The sequence below is a fragment of the Thermomonospora cellulosilytica genome, assembly GCF_014138835.1.
In the GTDB taxonomy this organism is placed as follows: domain Bacteria; phylum Actinomycetota; class Actinomycetes; order Streptosporangiales; family Streptosporangiaceae; genus Thermomonospora; species Thermomonospora amylolytica.
This window is the reverse complement of record NZ_JACJII010000001.1, coordinates 4,297,149-4,320,434: the sequence shown is the minus strand read 5'-3', so window position 1 is coordinate 4,320,434 and position 23,286 is coordinate 4,297,149. Positions and strand designations below refer to the sequence as shown.

Below are 23,286 nucleotides of genomic sequence, written 5' to 3'. Positions count from 1 at the left end.
GGGGCCCGCGATGAGGCATGCGCAGGACGGGGCCGCCGCGGCGATGAACGCCGTCTCCCGGATCCTCGTGGCCCGGGGCAAGCACGAGCCGCACGAGCTGGACAACCCGGACGTGGCCTGGGGTCAGCGCACCCGCGAGGGGGTCTGGGCGCCCACCCGGGACGGCCAGCGCATCCACATCGGCATCGCGGTCTCCGGCGACCAGCCGGCCACGGTGCTGCGCCCCAGCCTGCGGGTGTTCGTCGGGGTCGAGGTGGACACCGACATCGTCGCGCAGACCACCGACTCGGGGGTCCGGCTGCTGACGGTGCTGCACGGGCCCGACGCGCCCACCGAGTTCCGCTTCCCGCTCAGCCTGGCCGAGGGCCTGGCGCTGGAGGCCATGCCGTCCGGCGGGTACGACGTGGTCCACCTGCGGTACGGGGCGACGGTGGGGCGGTTCTACAACCCGTGGGCGGCCGACTCGATGTTCCGCCCGGTCAAGGCCGACTACGCGCTGGAGGGGTCCACGGTCGTGATGCGGGTCCAGCACCACGGCTCCTACTACCCCGTGGTGGCCGACCCCCTGTACTCGCGGTGACCCGTTCCGGTCACCCGGGGTCACCCTGATGTCGCCCGATCGGGATCTCCACGGCCCGCCGGACGGGCTATCGTCACGGGCAACCCCGCCCCCGCCCGCCGCATAGGGTGGAGGCCGGGACGGTGGCGGCCCCGTGCCGAGACTGGAGACGACGTGATCTTCACTCATGACACCGAGCACGCGCTCGGCACCGTGGTGGACCTGGTCAACACGGCCGAGCCCGGCCGCGAGGAGCTGGCCGACGTGGCCGCGCTGCGGGAGTTCGTGGAACGCGGCCGGATCAGCGACGTCCCCACCCTGACCGAGGAGGACCTGGCCCAGGTCCGCCGGCTGCGGGCGGCGTTCCGGGCGGTGTTCGACGCCCCCGACGTCGACCGGGCGGTACGGCTGATCAACGACATCATCGGCGGGGTCCGCGCCACCCCGCACCTGACCGACCACGACGGCTACGACTGGCACGTGCACTTCTTCGCCCCGGGCGCGCCGGTGGCCGAGCATCTGGCGGCCGACGGGGGCATGGCGCTGGCGTACGTGGTGGCGGCGGGCGAACTGGACCGGCTGCGCACCTGCGAGGCGCCGGACTGCTCCCGGGTGCTGGTGGACCTGTCCCGCAACCGGTGCCGCCGCTACTGCGACAGCCGCACCTGCGGCAACCGGATGCACGTGGCCGCCTACCGCGCCCGGCAGCGCGAGGCCGCGCACAGCTAGCCCGCGCCGGCCGCGGCTAGGAGGCCGCCAGCCGCTCCACCGCCGCCAGCGCCCGGCGGGCCGCGGCGGCGTCGTGCACCCGGAACACCCGGGCCCCCAGCCAGGCCGACACGCCGAGCACCGCGGTGGTGCCGACCCCGCGGCGCCGTACGTCCTGCCCCAGCGTCTCCCCGATGAAGTCCTTGTTGGAGACCGCCACCAGCACCGGCCAGCCGGTCGCCGCCAGTTCGTCCAGCCGCCGGGTGATCTCCAGGGAGTGCCGGGTGTTCTTGCCGAAGTCGTGCGCCGGGTCGATCAGGATCCCCTCGGGCGGGACGCCCAGCGCGACGGCGCGTTCGGCCTCGGCGGTGACGTGCGCGATCACGTCGGCGACCACGTCGGCGTAGCCGACGCGGTGCGGGCGGGTCCGCGGTGCCAGGCCCCCGGCGTGCGCGCACACCAGCCCCACCCTGTGGGCGGCGGCGACCTCCGCCAGCCGCGGGTCGACCCCGCCCCAGGTGTCGTTGAGCAGGTCCGCGCCGGCCTCGGCCACCGCCTCGCCGACCTCGGCCCGCCAGGTGTCCACGCTGATCACGACGTCGGGGTGGCGCTCGCGGACGGCGGCCACCACGTCCACCACCCGGCGCAGTTCCTCGGCCACGTCGACCTCGTCGCCGGGACCGGCCTTGACCCCGCCGATGTCGACGATGTCGGCCCCCTCGGCCACCGCCCGGTCCACCGCCGCCAGCGCGGCCTCGAAACCGTAGGTGGCACCCCGGTCGTAGAACGAGTCCGGTGTGCGGTTGACCACGGCCATGACGGCGTACCGGCCCAGCGACCGCCCGTTGATCACCAGGCCGCGCCCGGGGTCCGGGCCGTTCAGCGCAGTCATGACCGCCCCCTCATGATGATCACCCTAGCCGGTCCGACAGGACCGAAACCCGTTCGGTCAATGTCGGTCCCGGACTCGTCAGCATCCCGGAGGGTCGCTAACCTCGTACTTCACCACTCATCGAGCATCATCGAGCAAGGTGCCCGATGACTGCCCAGATCGGCCAGGGAGGTTCCGCTGTCCAAGCGAGCGCTCATCACCGGCATCACCGGGCAGGACGGCTCCTACCTCGCCGAGCATCTGCTGCAGCAGGGGTACGAGGTGTGGGGCATGGTCCGCGGCCAGGCCAACCCGCACGTGGCCCGGTTGCGCAAGCACATCGGCGACGTCCAGCTCACCACCGGCGACCTGCTGGACCAGGGCAGCCTGATCTCCGCGGTGGAACGGGTGCAGCCCGACGAGGTCTACAACCTGGGCGCCATCTCCTACGTCCCGATGTCCTGGCAGCAGGCCGAGCTGACCGCCGAGGTGACCGGCATGGGCGTACTGCGGATGCTGGAGGCGATCCGGGTGGTGTCGGGCGTCGGCCAGTCCCGCACCCCCGGCCCCGGGCAGATCCGCTTCTACCAGGCGTCGTCCTCGGAGATGTTCGGGATGGTGCGGGAGACCCCGCAGAACGAGCGGACGCCGTTCCATCCCCGCAGCCCTTACGGGGTCGCCAAGACCTACGGGCACTACATCACGCAGAACTACCGCGAGTCGTACGGGATGTTCGCGGTCAGCGGGATCCTGTTCAACCACGAGTCGCCGCGCCGCGGCGCGGAGTTCGTGACCCGCAAGGTCTCGCTGGGCGTGGCCCGCATCAAGCTGGGCCTGGCCAGCGAGCTGCGGATGGGCAACCTGGAGGCGCGGCGCGACTGGGGCTTCGCCGGCGACTACGCCCGCGCCATGCGGATGATGCTGGCGCAGGACGCCCCCGAGGACTACGTCATCGGCACCGGCCGCACCCAGTCGGTGCGCGACCTGGTGGAACTGGCGTTCGCCACGGTCGGGCTGAACTGGCGGGACCACGTGGTGCAGGACCCGCGCTTCACCCGGCCCGCCGAGGTCGACCTGCTGTGCGCCGACCCCAAGAAGGCCCGCGAGCAGCTCGGCTGGGAGCCGGAGGTCGGCTTCGAGGAACTGGTGGCGATGATGGTCGAGTCCGACCTTCGGCTGCTGTCGTCCTCCAGCCGCCCCGAGGACGAGCCGCTCAGCCCCGACCACTGGTGACGCCGGGGCCGGTGCGAGCATGGGGACATGACCACATGTGAGCACGTCGGCCGGCTGCCGCAGCCGGAGCCGGCGCCCGGGACCCCGCAGGGCTGCCAGGAGTGCCTCGCCGAGGGCACCCGGTGGGTGCACCTGCGGCTGTGCCTGACCTGCGGGCACGTCGGATGCTGCGACTCCTCGCCGCGGCGGCACGCCTCCGGGCACTTCGCGGGCACCGGGCATCCGGTCATCCGGTCGTTCCAGCCCGGCGAGACCTGGCGCTGGTGCTTCGTGGACGAGCTGATCGTGTGATGCCGGACGTCCGGCTCTCCTCCCCGGCCGGGCGATGGATCCTGCTGGCCACCGTGCTCGGCTCCGGGGTGGCCATGCTCGACGCCACGGTGGTGGGCGTGGCGCTCCCGGCCATCGCCGACGACCTGGACGCCTCCATGGCCGGCCTGCAGTGGACGGTGAACGCCTACACGCTGACGCTGGCCGGGTTCATCCTGCTGGGCGGCTCGCTGGGCGACCGGTACGGACGCCGCCGGATCTTCGTGATCGGGGTGGTGTGGTTCGCCGCCGCGTCGCTGCTGTGCGGGGCGGCCCAGGACGTCTACACGCTGATCGCCGCCCGCGCCCTGCAGGGGGTCGGCGGTGCGCTGCTCACCCCCGGGTCGCTGGCCCTCATCCAGGCGTCGTTCATCCCGGACGACCGGGCCCGGGCGGTGGGCGCCTGGTCGGGGCTGGGCGGGGTGGCCGGGGCGGTCGGGCCGTTCCTGGGCGGCTGGCTGGTGGACGCCGCCGGGTGGCGCTGGGTGTTCCTGCTGAACGTCCCGCTCGCCGCGGCGGTGGTGCTGGTGGCGGTCCGGCACGTGCCCGAGAGCTCCGACCCGGGCGCGCGGGGCCGGTTCGACGTGCTGGGCGCGGCGCTGGCCGCGCTGGCGCTGGCCGGGGTCACCTACGCGCTGACCGAGGCGCCGCAGCCCGCCGTGCACCCGGCGGCGGTGTGGGCGTCCGGGGCGGCCGGGATCGCCGCCGCGATCGCGTTCTGGCTGGTCGAACGGGCCCGCACGAACGGCCGTGGGCCGCAGCCCATGCTGCCGCTGCGGATCTTCGCCTCCCGGCAGTTCTCGGCGATCAACCTGGTCACCTTCGTGGTGTACGGCGGGATGGGCGTGCTGTTCTTCCTGCTGGTGCTGGATCTGCAGGTGGTGGCGGGGTTCTCGCCGATCGCGGCGGGCACCGCGCTGCTGCCGGTGACCGTGCTGATGCTGCTGCTGTCGGCGCGGGCCGGGGAACTGGCCCGGCGGGTCGGGCCGCGACTGCCGATGACGGCGGGCCTGCTGGTGGCCGCGGCCGGCATGCTCATGATGGCCCGGATCGACGCGGGCACCTCGTACCTCACCGGGGTGCTGCCCGGGGTGACGGTGTTCGGGCTGGGACTGTCGGCGGTGGTGGCGCCGCTGACCGCGACGGTGCTGGCGGCGGCCGACCCGGCGCACGCGGGGGTGGCCAGCGGCGTCAACAACGCCGTCGCGCGGGCCGCCGGGCTGCTGGCGGTGGCGGCGGTGCCTCCGCTGACCGGGCTGACCGGGGACGCCTACGCCGATCCGGACGCGTTCTCCAGCGGCTTCACGGCGTCCCTGGTGGTCTGCGCGGGACTGCTGGCGCTGGGGGCGGCGCTGACGTTCTGGACGGTGAGCGACAAGGTGCTGCAGGCGGCCCCGGAGGAGGCGACGCCGCAGTGCCGGTCGCACTGCGGCGTCGGCGCTCCGCCTCTGGAGCCGGACCATCCCGTCCCCGACCGCTAGGCATCACTCCGGCCGCCCGGATCCGGGCACTGTGCACCGGTAGCGTGGCGGAATGAACGGCACCGTCGCCGAGTGGGACCCCGAGCGCACCGTGGACGCCGCCGAGGCCGCCGTCCTCGTCCACGAACGCTTCCCCGCCCTGGCCGGCGCCCCGGTGGAGCCGCTGGCGGCCGGGTGGGACAACACGGTGTTCCTGGTCGGCGGGGAGTGGGTGTTCCGCTTCCCGCGCCGGACGATCGCGGTGCCGGGAGTGGAACGGGAGATCGCGTACCTGCCTCGCCTGGCCCCGTCCCTGCCGCTGCCCGTTCCGGTGCCGGAGCTGACCGGGCGGCTGCCCGGCGATCCGGCCTGGCCGTTCTGGGGCGCGCGGCACCTGCCCGGCCGGGAACTGGTCGACGCCGGGCTCCCCGACGAGCGGCGGGTGGCGGCGGCCCGCGCGACGGGGGCGTTCCTGCGCGCGCTCCATGATCCCGGTCTGGCCGGCCGGGCCGGGGCGGGACTCCCCCACGACCCCATCGACCGAGGTCACCCCGGTGTGCGGGCGCCGATGGCACGCGAGCGGCTGGAGCGGCTGGCACGTCAGGGGCTGTGGGAGCCGGACACGGCGACCGCCGCCCTGCTCGCCGAGGGGGAACGGGTGGGGCCGTCCACGGCCGAGCCGGTCGTCTGCCACGGCGACCTGCATCCCCGCCATCTTCTGGTGGACGCCGACGGCCGTGCGGCCGGGGTGATCGACTGGGGCGACCTGTGCCTGGCCGACCCCGCGGTGGACCTGTCGCTGGCCTACAGCGCGTTCAGCGGCCCGGCGCGGTCGGCGCTGCTGGCGGCCTACGGCCCGGTGAACGCCGAACGGGAGCTGCGGGCGCGGGTGCTGGCGGTGTTCCTGTGCGCCTCGCTGGCGGAGTACGCGGCCTCTGTCGGCCACCGGGAGATGCTGCGGGAGACCCTGGCGGGACTGCGCCGGGCGGTCGGCGGCTGAACGGCGGCATCGCGGCGCATCCGGGCCGCCCGGGTCTTGACGATCCGTATCCACCCGGCGACATCTCCCTGCCGCGGCGGCTGGACCAGGGTGTCCATGGCGCGGCCTGTTCCGGCCACCGGGAATGCACCGCAGACCTTGACACGCCCGTGGCCGCTGACCTGTTGTGGTGGAAACCGCTCGACTGTCCGCTTCTCCGGACGCCCCGGGCCGTCCCGGCCGCCATCGGCGAGCCCTGCGGCGCGGCCGGCGGCGGCCGAGGCCCCGGCCGGATTCCGGCTATGTCCGGGACCGGATCGGTTCGTTGCCCTACGGTCAAGGCATGAATCTGCGGCAGCTGCGGTACGTCGTGGCGACCGCCGACCACGGGACCATGACGTCGGCGGCCCAGGCGCTCTACGTCGCCCAGCCCGCATTGTCGCGGGCGGTCCGCGAGCTGGAACGCGAACTCGGCGTGGAACTGTTCGCCCGTTCCGGGCGCGGCGTGGTGCTGACCGCGGTCGGCGAGCAGGTGGTCCGGCAGGCCCGGATCGCGCTGGAGGCCGTCGAGGCGATCGAGGCGCTGGCGGTCACCGGGGGCGACGGGCGCGCCGCCGAGCTGCGGGTGGCGACCACCCCGGCGCTGGAGGCGGAGCTGACCGGATGGCTGATCCCCCGTTTCGCCCGCGAACGGCTCGCGGCGCGGATCCGGGTGGTGCGCTGCCCCGGGCGCGAGGCGGTGGTGGCGGCGCTGCGGGCCGGCCGCGCCGACCTGGCCCTGACCGACCTGCCGGTGCCCGGCGACCTGGCCGCGCATCCGGTCGACCACCGCGAGGTGGTGCTGGTGTCCCCGCCGGGGCTCAAGCTGCGCGAGCCGCTGCCCCCGGCGGCGCTGGACGGGATGCGGCTGGTGCTGCCCGCCCGCGGCGGGCCGCGGCGGGCCGAGCTGGACGCGGTGCTGGCGCGGGCCGGGGCCAGCCCGGTGCCCGCGGTGGAGTCCGACGACCGGGAGACGTGGCTGGACCGGGTGCGCGACGGCACCGGCTGCCTGCTGTGGTACCGCAACCAGCTGGAGGACACCCACGGCCTGGTGGTGCGGTCGTTCACGCCGCCGCTGAGCCGGATGGTCGGGCTGGTGCACCCCTACCGGCGGCTGTCGCCGGCGGCCCGGGACTTCCTGACGTTCGCCAAGGACGCCGCCCGGGAACGCCGGGGCGGGGACGGGCGGGTCCGGGAACATACCTAGCCGGTGACGTGTTTCCTCCCGCCGTCATCGATGACCGGCTGCGGGAGGGCGGATGGACGCGACGCAGGGGCTGTGGCTGCTGACGGTGCCCGTGCTGGCGGTGGGAGTGGCCGCCGTGGCGCGCCGGACCGGGGTGTCGGCGCCGCTGGCCCTGGTGGTGGCCGGACTGCTGGCCGCCGCGATCCCCGGGACACCGGACTTCGAGCTGGATCCGGAGTTCGTGCTGTTCGCGTTCCTGCCGCCGCTGCTGTTCGCGGCGGCGTGGCAGAGCTCGCTGCCCAACCTGCGCGACAACGCCCGCCCGATCGCCTACCTGTCGGTGGGGCTGGTGCTGTGCACCACGCTGGTCACCGGATACGTCGTCTACCTGATCGTGCCGGGGCTGCCGCTGGCCGCCGCGTTCGTGCTGGGGGCGATCATCGCCCCGCCGGACGCGGTCGCGGCGGTGGGAGTGGCCAAGCGGCTCGGGCTGCCCCGCCGGGTCGTCACCGTGCTGGTCGGCGAGAGCCTGTTCAACGACGCCACCGCGCTGACCGCGTTCCGGATCGCGGTGGCCGCGGCCGCCGGAGAGGGCGTCTCGCTGGCCACCGGCGGCGAGCGTTTCCTGTTCGCGGCGGTGGGCGGCACGCTGGTCGGGCTGGCGGCCGGGCCGCCGCTGCACTGGCTGCGCACCCGGCTGCGCGATCCGCTGGCCGAGAACGCGGTGGCGGTGCTGGCCCCGTTCGCCGCCTACCTGGTGGCCGAGGCGGTGCACGCGTCCGGCGTGATCGCCGTGGTGGTCAGCGGCCTGTACCTGGGGCACCGGTTCACCGAGTCCCCGGCGGCGACCCGGGTGCTGGGCCTGTCGTTCTGGAAGGTGCTGACCTTCATCCTGGAGAGCGTGGTCTTCCTGCTGATCGGGCTGCAGCTGCCGGCGGTGGTGGAGGGGCTGTCGGCCTGGCATCCGCTGACCCTGGCCTGGTGGGCGCTGACGGTGTTCGCGGTGGTGGTGGCCGTCCGGTTCGCCTGGGTGTTCGCCACCGCGCTGGTCCCGGCGCTGGTGGCGCGGCGGCGGGCGCGCACCGGCGGTGCGGTGGACGACACCCGGCGGCTGAACCGGCGGGAGCTGACGGTGGTGTCGTGGGCGGGCATGCGCGGGGTGGTGTCGCTGGCGGCCGCGTTCGCCATCCCGGTGACCACGGCGCGGGGCGAGCCGTTCCCCGAACGGCACCTGATCCTGTTCCTGACGTTCACCACCGTGCTGGCCACCCTGCTGGTGCAGGGCGTCACGTTCCCGGCGCTGATCCGCCGGCTGGGGATCGGCGGCGAGGCCGAGCGGCACACCGACGCGGTGGCCGAGGCCGGGGCGCAGCACGCGGCGGCCCGCGCCGCGCTGGAACGCCTGGAGGCCCTGGTCGCCGAGGAGGAGGACCTGGACGAGCAGGTGCTGCGGCGGCTGCGGGAGCTGGCCGAGTACCGGCAGCTGCGGGCCTGGGAACGGCTCGGCGGCGGGACCGGCCCCGGCGGGACGGAGGTGCCCACCGCCGCCTACCAGCGGCTGCGGCGGGAGATGCTGGCGGCCGAGCGGGAGGTGTTCGTCCGGCTCCGCGACGAGCGGCGGATCGACGACGAGGTCCTCGACCGGGTCCTGCGGGAGCTGGACCTGGAGGAGGTGGCGCTGTCCCGCGACTGACCCGTCGACCAGGGGGACGGCTCCTCGGGCCCCGCGAACGCGGGTCGGCCGGCCCCCGCTCCGCCGCCGTCGTCCGGCCCGCCGGCCGGGGAACGCCCGGAGCGCGGGTCAGCCGAACCGCCGGTCGGCGGGCTTGTCGGGCAGCTCGGTGGAGTAGGTCTCCTTGACCACGTCGAGGTGGTGCCAGGACTCGCGCACCGTGACCCCGGGCAGCGTCCTGATGCCGTCCAGCACGGCGACCAGCTCGGCGCGGGAGGACGCCTCGGCCAGGCCGAGGATGTCGTACCGGCCGAACCCGGTGGCCAGGTAGCGCACCCCGGGCTGGGCGGCCACCGCCTCGGCGATCCGCCGGGCGCCGCCGCTGACCACCAGCCCGAAGCCGCCCAGCTCGGCGGCGCCGAGGGCCAGCGGATCGGCCAGCCCGGTCACCTGGATGACGCCCGAGCGCATCAGCCGGACCACCCGGGCCCGGGTCGCCGCCTGGGACAGCCCGATGACCTCCGCCAGCCGGGTGTAGGGGGCGCGGCCGTCGCGCTGCAGCTCCTGCAGCAGCCGCCAGTCGATGTCGTCGAGCGTGACGTCGCCGAGCTCGCGGACCACCGAGTGGGCGTCCCGCACGGTCGTCACCGACCGGAACACCTCCGCCGACCGCACGCCGGGGATGGCCCGCAGCTGGTCGATCTCCGCGGCCAGCGCCGCGTCGTCGCGGGTGCGCACCTGCGCCACCAGGTCGTGCGGCCCGGCGGTGAGCGCGGTGAAGCTCACGCACGGCCGTTCGGCGACGCTGCCGGCCACCTCCCGCGCCGACCCGTCCACGGTGATCGACACATGGCCGATCGCCTGGGTGCCCAGCACCGCGGCGTGCACGATGCCCACGACCCGCACGACCTTGGTCTCGAGCAGGTGCTGCACCCGGGCCCGCACCGCCGTCCTCGACAGCCCCACCCGGTCGGCCAGGGCCTGGAACGTGGCCCGGCCGTCCCGCTGGAGCTCGCGGACGAGCACGGTGTCGACCGCATCCAGCACGGGTCTCCTCCTCGACTGCAATGAATGGTTTTGTCACCGACCGCAAGATCATTCCATTTTCGGGCGGCGACCCGTCAAATATTGATCTTGATCGTGTTCGTCCCGTCCGGCGGCCGTCGATGCGTCGGGGGCGACGCGCGGCGGGCGACGAAAGACGCGACGCCGCACGGCGTGCGACCGCGGCGCGGCACCCGGCGGGCTCGGCCGCCGCGGGGGCCGTCCCTGGGCCGCACCGGGCTCCGGCGCCTGAGGTGCATGCGTCATCTCCCGGTGTTCAGGTGTCGCCTCGGCCGGCGGGACGGCGGAGCCGTGTGAGGCGCTTGTAAGAAACGTGCAATGTGGCGGCATTTTCGTCAAGAGGTAACCCCAAGTCCGGTGAAATCTCACGATCTCCCCTAGCCGCACGGCCTGCGGGACTTCACAGGGCGGTCAGGATCTCCCGTAACCACGCCACGGCCACAGCCGCTGGTCAGGGGGTTGTCACGGTGCTGTGAGGCCGCCCCGGCGGGCGGAGCGGCGGCCGGACGACCCGTCCGGGGCCCATACACTGAAACCGGTTCCGTCAGATTGGTGTGTGCTACTGCCGTGCGGTTGCTGAACGCTGAGCGCGTCGCTCACGACTTGACCTACAACGACGTCTTCCTGGTCCCCCGGCGCTCCGCGGTCGGGTCCCGGCTGGAGGTGGACCTGTCCACCGTCGACGGCAGCGGCACCACCATCCCGCTGGTGGTGGCCAACATGACCGCGGTGGCGGGCCGGCGGATGGCCGAGACCATCGCCCGGCGCGGCGGGATCGCGGTCATCCCCCAGGACATCCCGGTCGAGGTCGTGGCCGACGTCGTGGACTGGGTCAAGCGGCGGCACCTGGTGTTCGACACCCCGATCCGGCTGCACCCCGGCGACACCGCCGGGGAGGCCCTGGGGCTGCTGCACAAGCGGGCGCACGGCGCGGTGATCGTGGTCGAGGACGACCGGCCCGTCGGGGTGGTCACCGAGGCCGACTGCCAGGGCGTGGACCGGTTCTCGGTGCTGCGCGACATCATGTCCCGCGACCTGGTCACACTGCCCGACGGTGTGGACCCGCAGGAGGCGTTCGAGCGGCTGCACGAGCGCGGGCACCGGCTCGCCCCGGTGGTCGACCCCGCCGGGCGGCTGGTCGGCATCCTCACCCGCACCGGGGCGCTGCGCGCCACCCTCTACACGCCGGCCGTCGACGCCGCGGGACGGCTGCGCGTCGCCGCCGCGGTCGGGGTGAACGGCGACGTGGCGGGCAAGGCCAAGGCGCTGCTGGAGGCCGGGGTCGACCTGCTGGTGGTGGACACCGCGCACGGCCACCAGGAGAAGATGATCAACGCGCTGGCCGCGGTGCGCGGGCTGGACCCGGCGGTGCCGGTGGTGGCGGGCAACGTGGTGACCGCCGAGGGCGTGCGCGACCTGGTCGAGGCGGGCGCCGACATCGTCAAGGTCGGGGTCGGCCCGGGCGCGATGTGCACCACCCGGATGATGACCGGGGTGGGCCGGCCGCAGTTCTCGGCCGTGCTGGAGTGCGCCGCCGAGGCGCGCCGGCTGGGCCGGCACATCTGGGCCGACGGCGGGGTGCGGCACCCCCGCGACGTGGCGCTGGCGCTGGCCGCCGGAGCCGCCAACGTGATGGTCGGCTCCTGGTTCGCCGGGACCTACGAGTCCCCCGGCGACGTGCAGCGCTCGGCCGACGGGCGGCTGTACAAGGAGAGCTTCGGGATGGCCTCCGCCCGGGCGGTGCGGCTGCGGACCGCCGACGACTCCCCGTTCGAACGTGCCCGCAAGGCGTTGTTCGAGGAGGGCATCTCCACCTCCCGGATGTTCCTGGACCCGCGGCGGCCGGGCGTGGAGGACCTGGTCGACTCGATCGTGGCCGGGCTGCGCAGCGCCTGCACCTACGCCGGGGCGCGGACGCTGGAGGAGTTCCACGAGCGGGCGGTGATCGGGGTGCAGGCGCACTCCGGGTTCGCCGAGGGCATGCCGCTGTCCACCAGCTGGTGACGGTGCGCGACGAATGTCGCGCAATGATCAAGATTTCCCCGACCGGCCGGGAACGGCCGCGCGCATTTGCGTATTCTTGACCCACATGCGCCCAGTGCGGTGACAGTTCGCGTTCGGTCGGATACCACGCAACCCGTTCACCGGTCTTTGCGCGTCCAGTAGGTAGGCAATGGCTTATTTCACCGTGCGTGGGGGATCGGAGCACACATGGCCAGGAAGGCGTCCCGCGGCCGTCGCCGCTCACGGGAGGACGACGCCCCGGCGGACGGGGGTGCGCGCAGCCTCCCCCGTGCCCTGGCCCTGACGGCCGCATCCGGGCTGCTGTGGGGGGTCGCCCACCTGTGGGCGGGCCGCCGGGTGGCCGGAGCGCTGTTGATGGCCCTGTTCAGCGGGCTGGTCGCCGCGGTGGTGTTCACCGCCACCGCGTTCCGCGAGGACCTGGCCGCCCTGGCGGTCCAGCCGCAGTGGCTGACCCGGCTGACCGCCGGCCTGCTGGCGCTCGGCGCGGTGTGGGTCGCGGTGCTGGTCCGCTCGTACCAGATCGTCCGGCCCGGGGGGCTGACCGCGGCGACCCGCACGGCGGGCGCCACCTGCGTGGCGGCGCTGTGCGTGCTGGTGTCGCTGCCGCTGGTGTGGGCGGCGCACCTGAGCCAGGTCTCCAACAGCACCATCAACAACATCTTCACCGGCACCGAGGGCCGCGACATCGACACCGACGACCCGTGGAACGGCCGCCGCCGGGTGAACGTGCTGCTGCTCGGCGGCGACGCCGGCCCCAACCGGGTCGGGGTGCGCACCGACAGCATGACGGTGGCCAGCGTGGACACCAGGACCGGCGACACGGTGCTGCTGAGCCTGCCGCGCAACCTGGAGAACGCCCCGCTGCCCGAGGGCCCGGCCCGCGACCGGTTCCCCTACGGCTTCACCGGCGACGGCCCGCTCAGCCCCGGGCTGCTCAACGAGGTGTACGAGTACGCCGAGAACCACCCGGACGTCGTGCCCGGCATCCCCAAGGAACGGCGCGGCGCCGAACTGCTCAAGGGCACCATCTCCGGGATCCTCGGCATCCCGGTCGACTACTACATCCTGGTCGACATGCGGGGCTTCGCCGACATCATCGACGCGATGGGCGGCGTCCGGATGACCGTGCCGCAGGACATCGTCTACGGCCGCTACAACGAGGGCGTCGTCAAGGCCGGCACCCGCACCCTGTCCGGCACCGAGGCCCTGTGGTTCGGGCGGTCGCGCACGTTCAGCGACGACTACACCCGGATGGGGCGGCAGAAGTGCCTGCTGCTGGCGGTGGCCCGGCAGGCCGACCCGCAGCGGGTGCTGACCCGGTTCAGCGAGCTGGCCGACGCCACCGAACGGGCGGTGTCCACCGACATCCCCTCCGAGCTGCTGCCGGCGCTGGTGAAGCTGTCGTCCAAGATGCGCGGCGGGGCCGAGGTCAGCAGCCTGCAGTTCGTGCCCCCGCTGATCAACACCGGCAACCCGGACTACGCGCTGATCAAGTCGCTGACCGCCAAGGCCATCGCGGACAGCGAGGGCGGGACCGCCTCGCCGTCGCCGTCCCGCACCGCGGCCACGGCGACCCCGAAGCGGCCGAAGGCCACCCGCGGCCCCACGGCGACGCGGAGCCCGGCGGCCCCGTCGAGCAAGCCGGTGTCGCTGGACGAGACCTGCTAGTGCGGTGACCGCGGCGGCCGGGGCGACGGTCAGCCGGGCTCGATCCGCATCGCGTCCTCCTCGGCCGTGTAGCCGCCGAAGTCGCCGCCCACGTCCTCGGCGACGGCGTCCTTCTCGGTGTCGGGCCGGGCTCCCTGGTCCTCCTCCACGATCCGGCCGGCCGGCTCGGAGACGTCGGGCTCCTCCGTCCCCGGTTCGGGCGTCTCCCGCGACAGCTTGCGGTCCAGGGACTCGCCCGCGGACTGCTCCTCGGCGGTGGTGCCGTACTCCTCGACGGCCACCGGCTCGTCCCCCGGCAGCGGCATCTCCTCCGGGTCCTCGGCCCACTGCTGCTGCGGGGTGCCGTCCTGCAGGTCGGGGATCCCCTCGTCCTCGAACCGGGACCGCGGGTCGCGCTCGGTCATGGCAGATCCTCCTTCCGCTCGGTGCAGCCCCTACCCCCGCCACGGCGATCAATCGCGACCCGTCCCGTGGCCCCTGGCGGAACGGTGACGGACGCGTCACCCGGCCCGGACCGCAAACCCGCGCCGCCCCGGCGCCGTCAAAAGGGATGTAGGGCACCGAAAAGACCACAGGGGGCCGGCATGGCGCACACGCTCACCAAGGAAGACATCGACGTCGCCCATCTGGACGACCTGGCCCGGGCGCTGTCCCGCCACGGGCACCTCACGATGATCGTCACCGACGGCGTCCCGCGTCTCACCGTGCTGAACCGCGCCGAGCCCGACCGCTACGCCACCGTGATCTGCGAACGCGGCCCCGGCGGGGAGCCGTGGTTCTGGTGGTCGTGGGCCGACCGGATCGCGCCCGTCGCCGACCTGGACCACGCCGCCACCGTCATCGACCGCTCCCTGCGCTGACCCGTTCACCAGGAGGGGGTGCCCGGCCTCCGAAAGAGCGGGTCCGACGACCCGCGCTCTAAGAACTCCGCCGCGGTCGTCCGGCCCGGCGGCCGCCCCGCGCGTTCGTTTCGGTCCGCCGTCAGGGGGATCATGGGACTGGAACGATCCGACTCGGCGAAGGGCGGAGGCACGGTGCCGCTGGTTCAGGGCTGTGACGCCTTCCGGGTGGCGATGCCGCGCGGGCGGCGGCCGCAGAGCGTGCTGGTGCGGCTCACCGCCGAGGACGGCACCGTCGGCTGGGGCGAGGCGGCCCACCCCGACCCGGACGACACCACCTGGGCGGACATCTCCGAACGGCTGGCGCCGGCACTGCTGGGACTGCCGTGGGAACGGCCGGAGGACGTGTCGGCGACCACCGAGTTCGGCACCCGGCGGGCGGCCGCGGCGGTGGACATCGCCTGCTGGGACCTGTGGTGCCGGATCCGGGGCCTGCCGCTGGCGCACGCCCTCGGCGGCACCCGCACCTCGATCGTGACCGGCGCCCGCATCGACACCGGGTCGTTCGGCATCGAGACCCTGGTGGGACGGGTCAACCAGGTGGTCGGCGGCGGCCACACCCGGGTCACCCTCACCATCCGGCCCGGCTGGGACATCGAGCCGGTGCGCGCCGTCCGCGCCGCCTATCCCGCCCTGGCGATGGTGGTCGACGCCGGCGGCCGCTACACCGAGTCCCGCGAGCACCTGGAGGCGCTGCAGGCCCTGGACGCCTACGGGCCGGTGGCGATCGAACGGCCGTTCCCCACCGGCGACCTGGCCGCGCACGCCCGGCTCCAGCAGCGGGTGAGCACCGCGCTGTGCCCGGAGATCGGCGACCTGGACATGCTGGACGCGGCCATCCGGATGGCGGCCGGCAGGGCGCTGGACCTGGACATCGCCCGGTTCGGCGGGCTGACCGCCGCCCGCGGCGCCCACGACCGCGCCTACGCGGCGGGCTGGGACGTGTGGTGCGGGGGTTCGGGGGCGTTCGGGATCGGGCAGGCGGCGGCGGTCGCGATGGCCGGGCTGCCCGGCTGCACGCTGCCCAGCGACGTCACCGACCCGGCGGGCGGCCCGGCGTTCGTGTCGCCGCCGGTCCGTTCCTCCGGCGGCGTGGTGGGGGTGCCGCTCACCCAGCCGGGCCTGGGACACGAGGTCGACGAGGAGCGCATCGCCAGGCTGGCCACCGAGACGGTGCGGATCCCCGCATGAGCCGGCCCGTCCCCGGCACGGTGTGGGTGGTGGCCGGCCCGCCCGGCAGCGGCAAGACCACCGTCGCCGACGGCCTGCTGGCCCGGCTCCGCCCGGTGCCCGCGCTGCTGGACAAGGACACCATGTACGGGCCGTTCGTGGCCGCCACGCTCGCCGCCCACGGCCGTGACCCGGGCGAACGCGAGGGCCCCTGGTACGACGAGCACGTCAAGCGGTACGAGTACGCCGGGATGACCGCGACCGCCCGCCAGATCCGCGGGCACGGGTGCCCGGTGATGCTCAGCGGCCCGTTCACCGGCCAGATCCACGACCGCGCCCGCTGGGAGGCGTGGGTGGAGGAGCTGGGCGGCCCGCCGGTGCGGCTGGTGTGGATCCGCACCGACCCCGAGACCCTGCGCCACCGGCTGACCGCGCGGGGGCTGCCCCGCGACGGCGGCAAGCTGGCCGCCTTCGAGGCGTTCACGCGGCGGATGCGGCCCGGCGTGCCGCCGCCGGTCGAGCACCTGGAGGTCGACAACCGGCTGTCGGCGCCCGACCTGGCGGGGCAGCTGGACGCGCTGGTGCGCCGTCAGTGATCCCTTCTCGGCGGGCCCGTCGAGGCGGCCCGGGACGGGCGGGCGGCGGCCCGGCTCACCGTCCTGGGCACCGGGCCGGACACGGGCGATGCCGCACGAGGGTCAGTAGGACTTGGGCAGCCCCAGCGAGTGCTGGGCAATGTAGTTGAGGATCATCTCCCGGCTGACCGGCGCGATCCGCATCAGCCGGACCACCCCGGCCAGCATGCCCACCCCGTACTCGGTGGTCAGCCCGTTGCCGCCGTGGGTCTGGATGGCCTGGTCGACGCAGTGGATCGCGGCCTCGGCGGCGGCGTACTTGGCCATGTTGGCGGCCTCCCCCGCGCCCAGGTCGTCGCCGCTGTCGTACAGCCAGGCGGCCTTCTGCCCCATCAGCCGGGCCAGTTCCAGCTCGACCTTGGCGGCGGCCAGCGGGTGCGCCAGGCCCTGGTGGGCGCCGATCGGCACCTTGAAGACCTGCCGTTCCCTGGCGTAGGAGACGGCCTTGGCCAGCGCGAGCCGGCCGATCCCGGCGCCCATCGCGGCGGCCATGATCCGTTCCGGGTTGAGCCCGGCGAACAGCTGCAGCAGCCCGCCGTCCTCGTCGCCCACCAGCGCCTCGTACGGCAGGTGCACGTCGTCGAGGTGGCAGACGAACTGCTTCTCCGGGGAGACGATCTCCATCTCGATCGGCGTCCAGGTGAAGCCCGGCGCGTCGGTCGGCACGATGAACAGCGACGGCCGCAGGTTGCCCTGCTGGTCGGCGCTGCGGGCCACGAACAGCACCGCGTCGGCCTCGTCGACCCCGGAGATGAACGTCTTCTGCCCGCGCAGCACCCAGCCGTCGCCGTCGCGGCGGGCGTGGGTGGTGATGCGGTGCGCGTTGGACCCGGCGTCCGGCTCGGTGATCGCGAACGCCATCTTCACCGACCCGTCGGCGAACCGGGGCAGCCAGTGCTCCTTCTGCTCCCGGGTGCCGGAACGGGCGATGATCGTGGCGCAGATCGCCGGGGAGACCACCATGAGCAGCAGCGGGCATCCGGCGGCGGCCAGTTCCTCGCACACGGCCGCCAGGTCGCCGATGCCGCCGCCCCCGCCGCCGTACTCCTCGGGGACGTTGACGCCGAGGTAGCCGAGCGCTCCGGCCTCGTTCCACAGCTCGTGGGTCTTCTCCCCGGAACGGGCCTTGGCGATGTAGTAGTCCGGCCCGTACTTGGCGCCCAGCTCCGCCACGGCCTCCCGCAGGGCGCGGCGTTCCTCGGACTCGACGAAGCTCACTGGGGGTTCTCCTGTTCGATCACGGCGAGGACGGCGCCGGCCTGGACCTGGCGTCCCTCACTGACGTTGAGTTCGGTGACGATGCCGGGGGCGGGCGCGGTGATGCGGTGCTCCATCTTCATGGCCTCCAGCACCACCAGCGGCTGGCCCTCGGTCACGGTCGCGCCCTGCTCGACCTCGACGCGGACGACGGTGCCGGGCATCGGCGCGACCAGCGAGCCGGGGGCGATCCGGGCGCTGGGGTCGACGAAGCGCGGCACGGCCCGCAGGGTGACGGGGCCGAGGTCGGAGTCGACGTGGACGGCGTCACCGGCCCGGTGGACCGTGAAGTCGCGGCGGACGCCGGCGCTCTCCAGCGTCACCGTGCCGGGGGCGGCGTCGACGCAGACGACATCGGGACGGCCCTCGGCCCGCAGGCCGTCGCGGGTGAACCGGTAGGCAACGTCGATCTTCTGCCGGGGGGTCTCGTACGACTTGCGCTGCGGCTGGGACGGAACGTTGCGCCAGCCGGACGGCAGGTGCCGCAGAACGGGGGCGTTCTCCCGGTTGGCGGCGGCGTCGGCGAGCGCGGCGGCCAGGGCGGACAACCTGACGGCCTCGGCGTCGGCCAGCGGCTTCGTCAGGTCGGGATGCCGCTCCAGGTAGGCGGTGTCGGTCCGGCCCTCCAGGAAGTCGGGCTCGGTGAGGATCCGGGCCAGCAGTTCGCGGTTGGTGGTCAGGCCGTGGATGCGGGCCGTGCGCAGGGCCGCGGCGAGCCTGCGCGCGGCGGCTTTACGGGTGGGCGCCCAGGCGATCAGCTTGGCCAGCATCGGGTCGTAGTGGACGCCGACCTCGCCGCCGCTCTCCACACCGCTGTCGACCCGCAGCCCGTACGAGGCGGGGACGGCGAACCGTTCGTCCGTTCCCGGGATCTCGAACGTGTGCAGGGTGCCGCTGGACGGCCGCCAGTCCTGCGCGGGGTCCTCCGCGTACAGGCGGACCTCGATCGCGTGGCCGTGCGGGCGGGGCGGCTCGGGGTCGAGCCTGGCGCCCTCGGCCACCTCGATCTGGTGGCGGACCAGGTCGATGCCGTAGATGCACTCGGTGACCGGGTGCTCGACCTGCAACCGGGTGTTGACCTCCAGGAAGAAGAACCGCCCGTCAGGCCCGAGCAGGAACTCCACGGTCCCCGCCCCGACGTACCCGATCGCGCGTGCGGCGTCCGCGGCCGCTCGGCAGAGCCGTTCCCGCAGGTCCGGGTCGACCGCCGGGGAGGGGGCCTCCTCGAGGATCTTCTGGTGGCGGCGCTGGATGGAGCACTCCCGCTCCCCCAGCGTCCACACGGTGCCGTGACGGTCCGCGAGGATCTGCACCTCGATGTGCCGGGCGCCCGACTCCAGCAGCGGCTCGCAGAACACGGTCGGATCACCGAACGCCGACTGCGCCTCCCGCGCCGCCCCGGCGACCGCGTCCGGCAGTTCCGCGAGGGCGCGCACGACCCGCATGCCCCGGCCGCCGCCGCCCGCCGACGCCTTCACCAGGATCGGCAGGTCCGCCTCGGTCACCGCGTCCGGGTCCAGCTCGGGCAGCACGGGCACGCCCGCGTCGGCCATCAGCTTCTTGGCGGCGACCTTGGAGCCCATCGCCTCGATCGCCTCCGGCGGCGGTCCCACCCAGGTCAGCCCGGCCTCCTGCACGGCCCGCGCGAACGCCGCGTTCTCCGACAGGAACCCGTACCCGGGATGCACCGCGTCCGCCCCGGCCGCCACCGCCGCCCGGACGATCAGGTCCCCCCGCAGGTACGTGTCCGCCGGTGTCTCCCCCGGCAGCCGCACCGCCCGGTCCGCCTCCCGCACGTGCGGCGCCCCGGCGTCGGCGTCGGAGAACACCGCCACCGTCCCGACCCCCAGGTCCCGGCACGTCCGGAACACCCGCCGGGCGATCTCCCCCCGGTTGGCCACCAGCACCGTCTCGATCATGCCCATGCCTTTCTTCCGGGGAACGACCCCCAGACCCCCGCGAAGGGGGACCGACGATCCTCACTCCGCTGGCGCTCCGTTGCGGTCATCGGACCTGCCTCTCCGGGGGACGACCCCCAGACCCCCGAAAAGACGGACCGACGATCCTCACTCCGCTGGCGCTCCGTTGCGGTCATCGGACCTGCCCCTCCGGGGGACGACCCCCAGACCCCCGAAAAGACGGACCGACGATCCTCACTCCGCTGGCGCTCCGTTGCGGTCATCGGTCCGTCACATCCGGAAGACACCGAAGCCGTCGGCGCCGCGGACCGGGGCCGTGCAGATCGCCGACAGGCACAGCCCCAGCACGGTCCGGGTGTCCCGGGGGTCGATCACCCCGTCGTCGTAGAGCCGGCCGGACAGGAAGAACGGCAGCGACTCGGCCTCGATCTGGTTCTCCACCATCTCCCGCATGGCCCGGTCCTGGTCCTCGTCGTACGCCTGGCCCCGGGCCTGGGCGGCGGCCCGCGCCACGATCGACAGCACCCCGGCGAGCTGCTGCGGCCCCATCACCGCGGACTTGGCGCTCGGCCAGGTGAACAGGAACCGCGGGTCGTACGCCCGGCCGCACATGCCGTAGTTGCCCGCCCCGTACGAGGCTCCCATCACCACCGTCAGGTGCGGGACCTTGCTGTTGCTCACCGCGTTGATCATCTGGGCGCCGTGCTTGATGATGCCGCCCTGCTCGTATTCCCTGCCGACCATGTAGCCGGTGGTGTTGTGCAGGAACAGCAGCGGGATGTCGCGCTGGTTGGCCAGCTGGATGAACTGGGCGGCCTTGTGCGACTCGGCGCTGAACAGCACGCCCTGCGCGTTGGCCAGGATCCCGATCGGGTACCCGTGCAGCCGCGCCCACCCGGTGACCAGGCTCGGCCCGTACAGCGGCTTGAACTCGTCGAAGTCCGACCCGTCCACGATCCTGGCGATCACCTCGCGCGGGTCGAACGGGATCTTCAGGTCCTCCGGAACGATCCCGGCCAGCTCCTCCGGGTCGTGCAGCGGCTCGACCACCGGGCCGGGCGCGGGTCCGAGCTTGCGGTGGTTGAGCCGCGCCACGATCCGCCGGCCGAGCCGCAGCGCGTCCTGCTCGTCCTCGGCCATGTAGTCGGCCAGCCCCGACACCCGGGCGTGCATCTCCGCGCCGCCCAGTTCCTCGTCGTCGGACTCCTCCCCGGTGGCCATCTTCACCAGCGGCGGCCCGCCCAGGAACACCTTGGCGCGCTCCTTCACCATGACCACGTGGTCGCACATGCCGGGCACGTACGCGCCGCCCGCGGTGGAGTTGCCGAACACCAGCGCGATCGTCGGGATCCCGGCGGCCGACAGCCGGGTCAGGTCGCGGAACATCCGCCCGCCCGGGATGAAGATCTCCTTCTGGGAGGGCAGGTCCGCGCCGCCGGACTCCACCAGGTTGATCACCGGCAGCCGGTTCTCCAGCGCGATGTCGGCCGCCCGGAAGATCTTCTTGACCGTCCAGGGGTTGCTGGCCCCGCCGCGCACGGTCGGGTCGTTGGCGATGATCATGCATTCGACGCCCGCCACGACGCCGATGCCGGTCACCGCGCTCGCCCCGACCGGGAAGTCGGTCCCCCATGCCGCCAGCGGGCTGAGCTCCAGGAACGGCGAGTCGGGGTCCAGCAGCAGCTCGATCCGCTCGCGGGCGAGCAGCTTGCCGCGGTCGCGGTGCCGCCTGACGTACTTGTCGCCGCCGCCGGCCAGCGCCTTGGCGTGCTCGGCCTCCAGCTCGGCGACCTTGCCCAGCATGTAGTCGCGGCGCCGCCGGTACTCGGGGTCGTCCGGGTCGAGCGCACTGGTCAGGATGGTCACAGGATCGCCTCCGGGATGTCGGCCGTACGCGCCCGCAGCCACTCGCCCAGGGCCTTGCCCTGCGGGTCGAACCGGGTGGACGCGGAGACCCCTTCCTGCAGGATCCCCTCGACGACGAAGTTGACGGCCTTCAGGTTGGGCAGCAGATGGCGGGTGACGGTGAGGCCCCCGGTCTCGGGGAGCAGTTCCTTGAGCCGTTCGGCGGTCAGGTGGTGCGCGAGCCACCGCCACTGCTCGTCGGTCCTGGCCCACACGCCGATGTTGGCGTCCCCGCCCTTGTCGCCGCTGCGCGCGCCGAGTATCCGGCCGAGCGGTGCCCGCACCGTGGGTCCGGCGTCGTCGAGGGGTTCGGGCAGGCGGTCGTCCTCCTGAACGTCGGGAGCCCGGGTGGTCTGGCTGGGCGCGATCGGGACGCGCTCGCCGTTCGGGAGGACCGCGACGTGCTCCACCTCGGTGCTGTCGACGTACGCGGCCTTGTAGACCCCGTACGGTGACGCCTTGCCGGGCGGGGAGGTCATCGAGAACCCCGGGTAGCCGGCCAGCGCCAGCTCCACGGCCGCCCCGCTGAACGCCCGTCCGACCTTGCCCTCGTCGGGATCGAGAACGGCGCAGCGCAGGAGCACCGTGGCCGCCCCCTGCGTCGCGGGGTCCGGATCGGGCGTGCCGAGCAGCGTCCACTCCACCCTGTGCGGGCGCCCGCCCTCGAACGCCGCCTCCATCTGCTCCTTGACCAGCTCCGCCTTGGCCTCGATGTCGAGCCCGGTGAGCACGAACGTCGCCTCGTTGCGGAAGCCGCCCAGGTGGTTGAGGCAGACCTTGGTGGTGGCGGGCGGCGGCTCGCCCTTGACGCCGCTGATCCGCACCCGGTCCGGCCCCTCCTGCGCCAGCTCGATCGTGTCGAACCTGGTCGTGACGTCGGGACCGGCGTACCTGGGCCCGCCGATCTCGTACAGCAGCTGGGCCGTCACCGTCTCCGTGGTGACCGCTCCGCCGGTCCCGTCATGCTTGGTGATCACGCTCGACCCGTCCGGGTGGATCTCGGCGATCGGGAACCCGGCGTGCCGCAGACCGGGGACCTCGGTGAAGAACGCGTAGTTGCCGCCGGTGGCCTGCGCCCCGCACTCCAGCACGTGCCCCGCGACGGTGGCCCCCGCCAGCGCGTCCCAGTCGTCGCGCCGCCAGCCGAACCGCGCCGCCGCCGGGCCGACCACCAGCGAGGCGTCGGTGACCCGCCCGGTCACCACGATGTCGGCCCCGGCGCGCAGGCATTCGGCGATCCCCCAGGCCCCCAGGTAGGCGTTGGCGGTCAGCGGATCCCCGTACCGCGGGTCGGTGAACCCGAACTCCGCGGCGCGCGCCTTGAGGTCGTCGCCCTCCACATGGGCGATCTTCCGGTCCAGCCCCAGCCGTTCCGTCAGCTCCCGCAGCTTGGCCGCCAGCCCGCGCGGGTTGAGCCCGCCCGCGTTGGCGACGATGGTGACCCCTCGTTCCGCGGCCAGCCCGAGAGCGTCCTCCATCTGCCGCAGGAACGTCGTCGCATAGCCGCCGTCCGGATCCTTCAGCCGCCCGCGCCCCAGGATCAGCATCGTCAGCTCGGCGAGGTAGTCGCCGGTGAGAACGTCCAGCGGCCCGCCCTCGATCATCTCCCGGACCGCGGCGAACCGGTCCCCGTAGAAGCCCGAGGCGTTCCCGATCCGCAGCGGCGCACCCTGCGCGTGGGTCATGGCTGCACGATGCCAGGCATACTGGAAAAAATCAATCACGCA

General features: G+C 73.9%; 20 protein-coding genes. 13 read left to right on the top strand and 7 right to left on the bottom strand.

The window, feature by feature from the left end:
* Positions 1–10 precede the first annotated feature (10 nt).
* A complete protein-coding gene (locus HNR21_RS20265) occupies positions 11–580 on the top strand; it encodes a hypothetical protein (RefSeq protein WP_119730036.1) in 570 nt (189 codons plus the stop codon).
* 153 nt (positions 581–733) lie between these two features.
* Positions 734–1,288, top strand: a complete 555-nt coding sequence (locus HNR21_RS20260; RefSeq protein ID WP_119730035.1) for a CGNR zinc finger domain-containing protein — start codon at positions 734–736, stop codon at positions 1,286–1,288.
* Between the two features lie 16 nt (positions 1,289–1,304).
* Here the strand turns inward: HNR21_RS20260 and folP are convergent, their stop codons facing one another.
* Positions 1,305–2,159: a dihydropteroate synthase gene (gene folP, locus HNR21_RS20255; protein WP_182706410.1), complete on the bottom strand. Its 855-nt coding sequence runs from the start codon at positions 2,157–2,159 to the stop codon at positions 1,305–1,307.
* A 177-nt stretch (positions 2,160–2,336) separates the two neighbouring features.
* Here folP and HNR21_RS20250 point away from each other — a divergent pair, with 177 nt between their 5' ends.
* From HNR21_RS20250 to HNR21_RS20225, 6 genes are all read left to right on the top strand, one after another.
* Positions 2,337–3,371 (top strand): GDP-mannose 4,6-dehydratase, encoded by a 1,035-nt coding sequence (locus HNR21_RS20250; RefSeq protein ID WP_119730033.1) that lies wholly within the window; start codon positions 2,337–2,339, stop codon positions 3,369–3,371.
* Between the two features lie 27 nt (positions 3,372–3,398).
* Positions 3,399–3,662, top strand: a complete 264-nt coding sequence (locus HNR21_RS20245; protein WP_119730032.1) for a ubiquitin carboxyl-terminal hydrolase 14 — start codon at positions 3,399–3,401, stop codon at positions 3,660–3,662.
* On the top strand, positions 3,662–5,161 hold the full coding sequence (locus HNR21_RS20240; protein ID WP_182706409.1) for an MFS transporter: 1,500 nt from the start codon (positions 3,662–3,664) through the stop codon (positions 5,159–5,161). The genes HNR21_RS20245 and HNR21_RS20240 overlap by 1 nt, the downstream gene beginning before the upstream one ends.
* 52 nt (positions 5,162–5,213) lie before the next feature.
* Complete coding sequence (locus HNR21_RS20235; protein ID WP_182706408.1) at positions 5,214–6,140, top strand: phosphotransferase; 927 nt, start codon at positions 5,214–5,216, stop codon at positions 6,138–6,140.
* A gap of 322 nt (positions 6,141–6,462) precedes the next feature.
* Positions 6,463–7,365 carry a LysR family transcriptional regulator gene (locus tag HNR21_RS20230; RefSeq protein ID WP_182706407.1) on the top strand — a complete coding sequence of 301 codons (903 nt, stop codon included), beginning with the start codon at positions 6,463–6,465 and terminating at the stop codon, positions 7,363–7,365.
* Between the two features lie 52 nt (positions 7,366–7,417).
* A complete protein-coding gene (locus tag HNR21_RS20225; protein ID WP_182706406.1) occupies positions 7,418–9,037 on the top strand; it encodes a Na+/H+ antiporter in 1,620 nt (539 codons plus the stop codon).
* Positions 9,038–9,145: 108 nt separating this feature from the next.
* Here the strand turns inward: HNR21_RS20225 and HNR21_RS20220 are convergent, their stop codons facing one another.
* Complete coding sequence (locus HNR21_RS20220) at positions 9,146–10,063, bottom strand: Lrp/AsnC family transcriptional regulator (protein WP_119730027.1); 918 nt, start codon at positions 10,061–10,063, stop codon at positions 9,146–9,148.
* A 585-nt stretch (positions 10,064–10,648) separates the two neighbouring features.
* Between HNR21_RS20220 and HNR21_RS20215 the strand changes: the two genes are divergently transcribed.
* Complete coding sequence (locus HNR21_RS20215) at positions 10,649–12,085, top strand: GuaB1 family IMP dehydrogenase-related protein (RefSeq protein ID WP_182706405.1); 1,437 nt, start codon at positions 10,649–10,651, stop codon at positions 12,083–12,085.
* A gap of 207 nt (positions 12,086–12,292) precedes the next feature.
* Entirely contained in the window at positions 12,293–13,774 is a 1,482-nt protein-coding gene (locus HNR21_RS20210) for an LCP family protein (protein ID WP_182706404.1), read from the top strand.
* A 29-nt stretch (positions 13,775–13,803) separates the two neighbouring features.
* Here HNR21_RS20210 and HNR21_RS20205 read toward each other — a convergent pair whose 3' ends face one another.
* Positions 13,804–14,178 carry a DUF5709 domain-containing protein gene (locus HNR21_RS20205; protein WP_119730024.1) on the bottom strand — a complete coding sequence of 125 codons (375 nt, stop codon included), beginning with the start codon at positions 14,176–14,178 and terminating at the stop codon, positions 13,804–13,806.
* Positions 14,179–14,358: 180 nt separating this feature from the next.
* Here HNR21_RS20205 and HNR21_RS20200 point away from each other — a divergent pair, with 180 nt between their 5' ends.
* The 3 genes from HNR21_RS20200 (at position 14,359) to HNR21_RS20190 (ending at position 16,439) form a co-directional block, all read left to right on the top strand.
* Complete coding sequence (locus HNR21_RS20200; RefSeq protein WP_119730023.1) at positions 14,359–14,634, top strand: hypothetical protein; 276 nt, start codon at positions 14,359–14,361, stop codon at positions 14,632–14,634.
* A gap of 174 nt (positions 14,635–14,808) precedes the next feature.
* The gene (locus HNR21_RS20195; protein ID WP_182706403.1) at positions 14,809–15,864 is read left to right on the top strand and encodes an enolase C-terminal domain-like protein; all 1,056 of its coding nucleotides are present in this window, start codon (positions 14,809–14,811) and stop codon (positions 15,862–15,864) included.
* Positions 15,861–16,439, top strand: coding sequence for a P-loop nucleotide/nucleoside kinase family protein (locus HNR21_RS20190; protein ID WP_119730022.1), 579 nt, complete (start codon positions 15,861–15,863; stop codon positions 16,437–16,439). The genes HNR21_RS20195 and HNR21_RS20190 overlap by 4 nt, the downstream gene beginning before the upstream one ends.
* Before the next feature lie 102 nt (positions 16,440–16,541).
* Here HNR21_RS20190 and HNR21_RS20185 read toward each other — a convergent pair whose 3' ends face one another.
* The 4 genes from HNR21_RS20185 to HNR21_RS20170 form a co-directional block, all read right to left on the bottom strand.
* A complete protein-coding gene (locus HNR21_RS20185) occupies positions 16,542–17,696 on the bottom strand; it encodes an acyl-CoA dehydrogenase family protein (RefSeq protein WP_182706402.1) in 1,155 nt (384 codons plus the stop codon).
* Entirely contained in the window at positions 17,693–19,654 is a 1,962-nt protein-coding gene (locus tag HNR21_RS20180) for an ATP-binding protein (protein WP_182708739.1), read from the bottom strand. The genes HNR21_RS20185 and HNR21_RS20180 overlap by 4 nt, the downstream gene beginning before the upstream one ends.
* 270 nt (positions 19,655–19,924) lie before the next feature.
* Positions 19,925–21,520, bottom strand: a complete 1,596-nt coding sequence (locus tag HNR21_RS20175) for an acyl-CoA carboxylase subunit beta (RefSeq protein ID WP_182706401.1) — start codon at positions 21,518–21,520, stop codon at positions 19,925–19,927.
* Entirely contained in the window at positions 21,517–23,244 is a 1,728-nt protein-coding gene (locus tag HNR21_RS20170) for an acyclic terpene utilization AtuA family protein (protein ID WP_182706400.1), read from the bottom strand. Before HNR21_RS20170 ends, HNR21_RS20175 begins: the two co-directional genes overlap by 4 nt.
* Positions 23,245–23,286 lie beyond the last annotated feature (42 nt).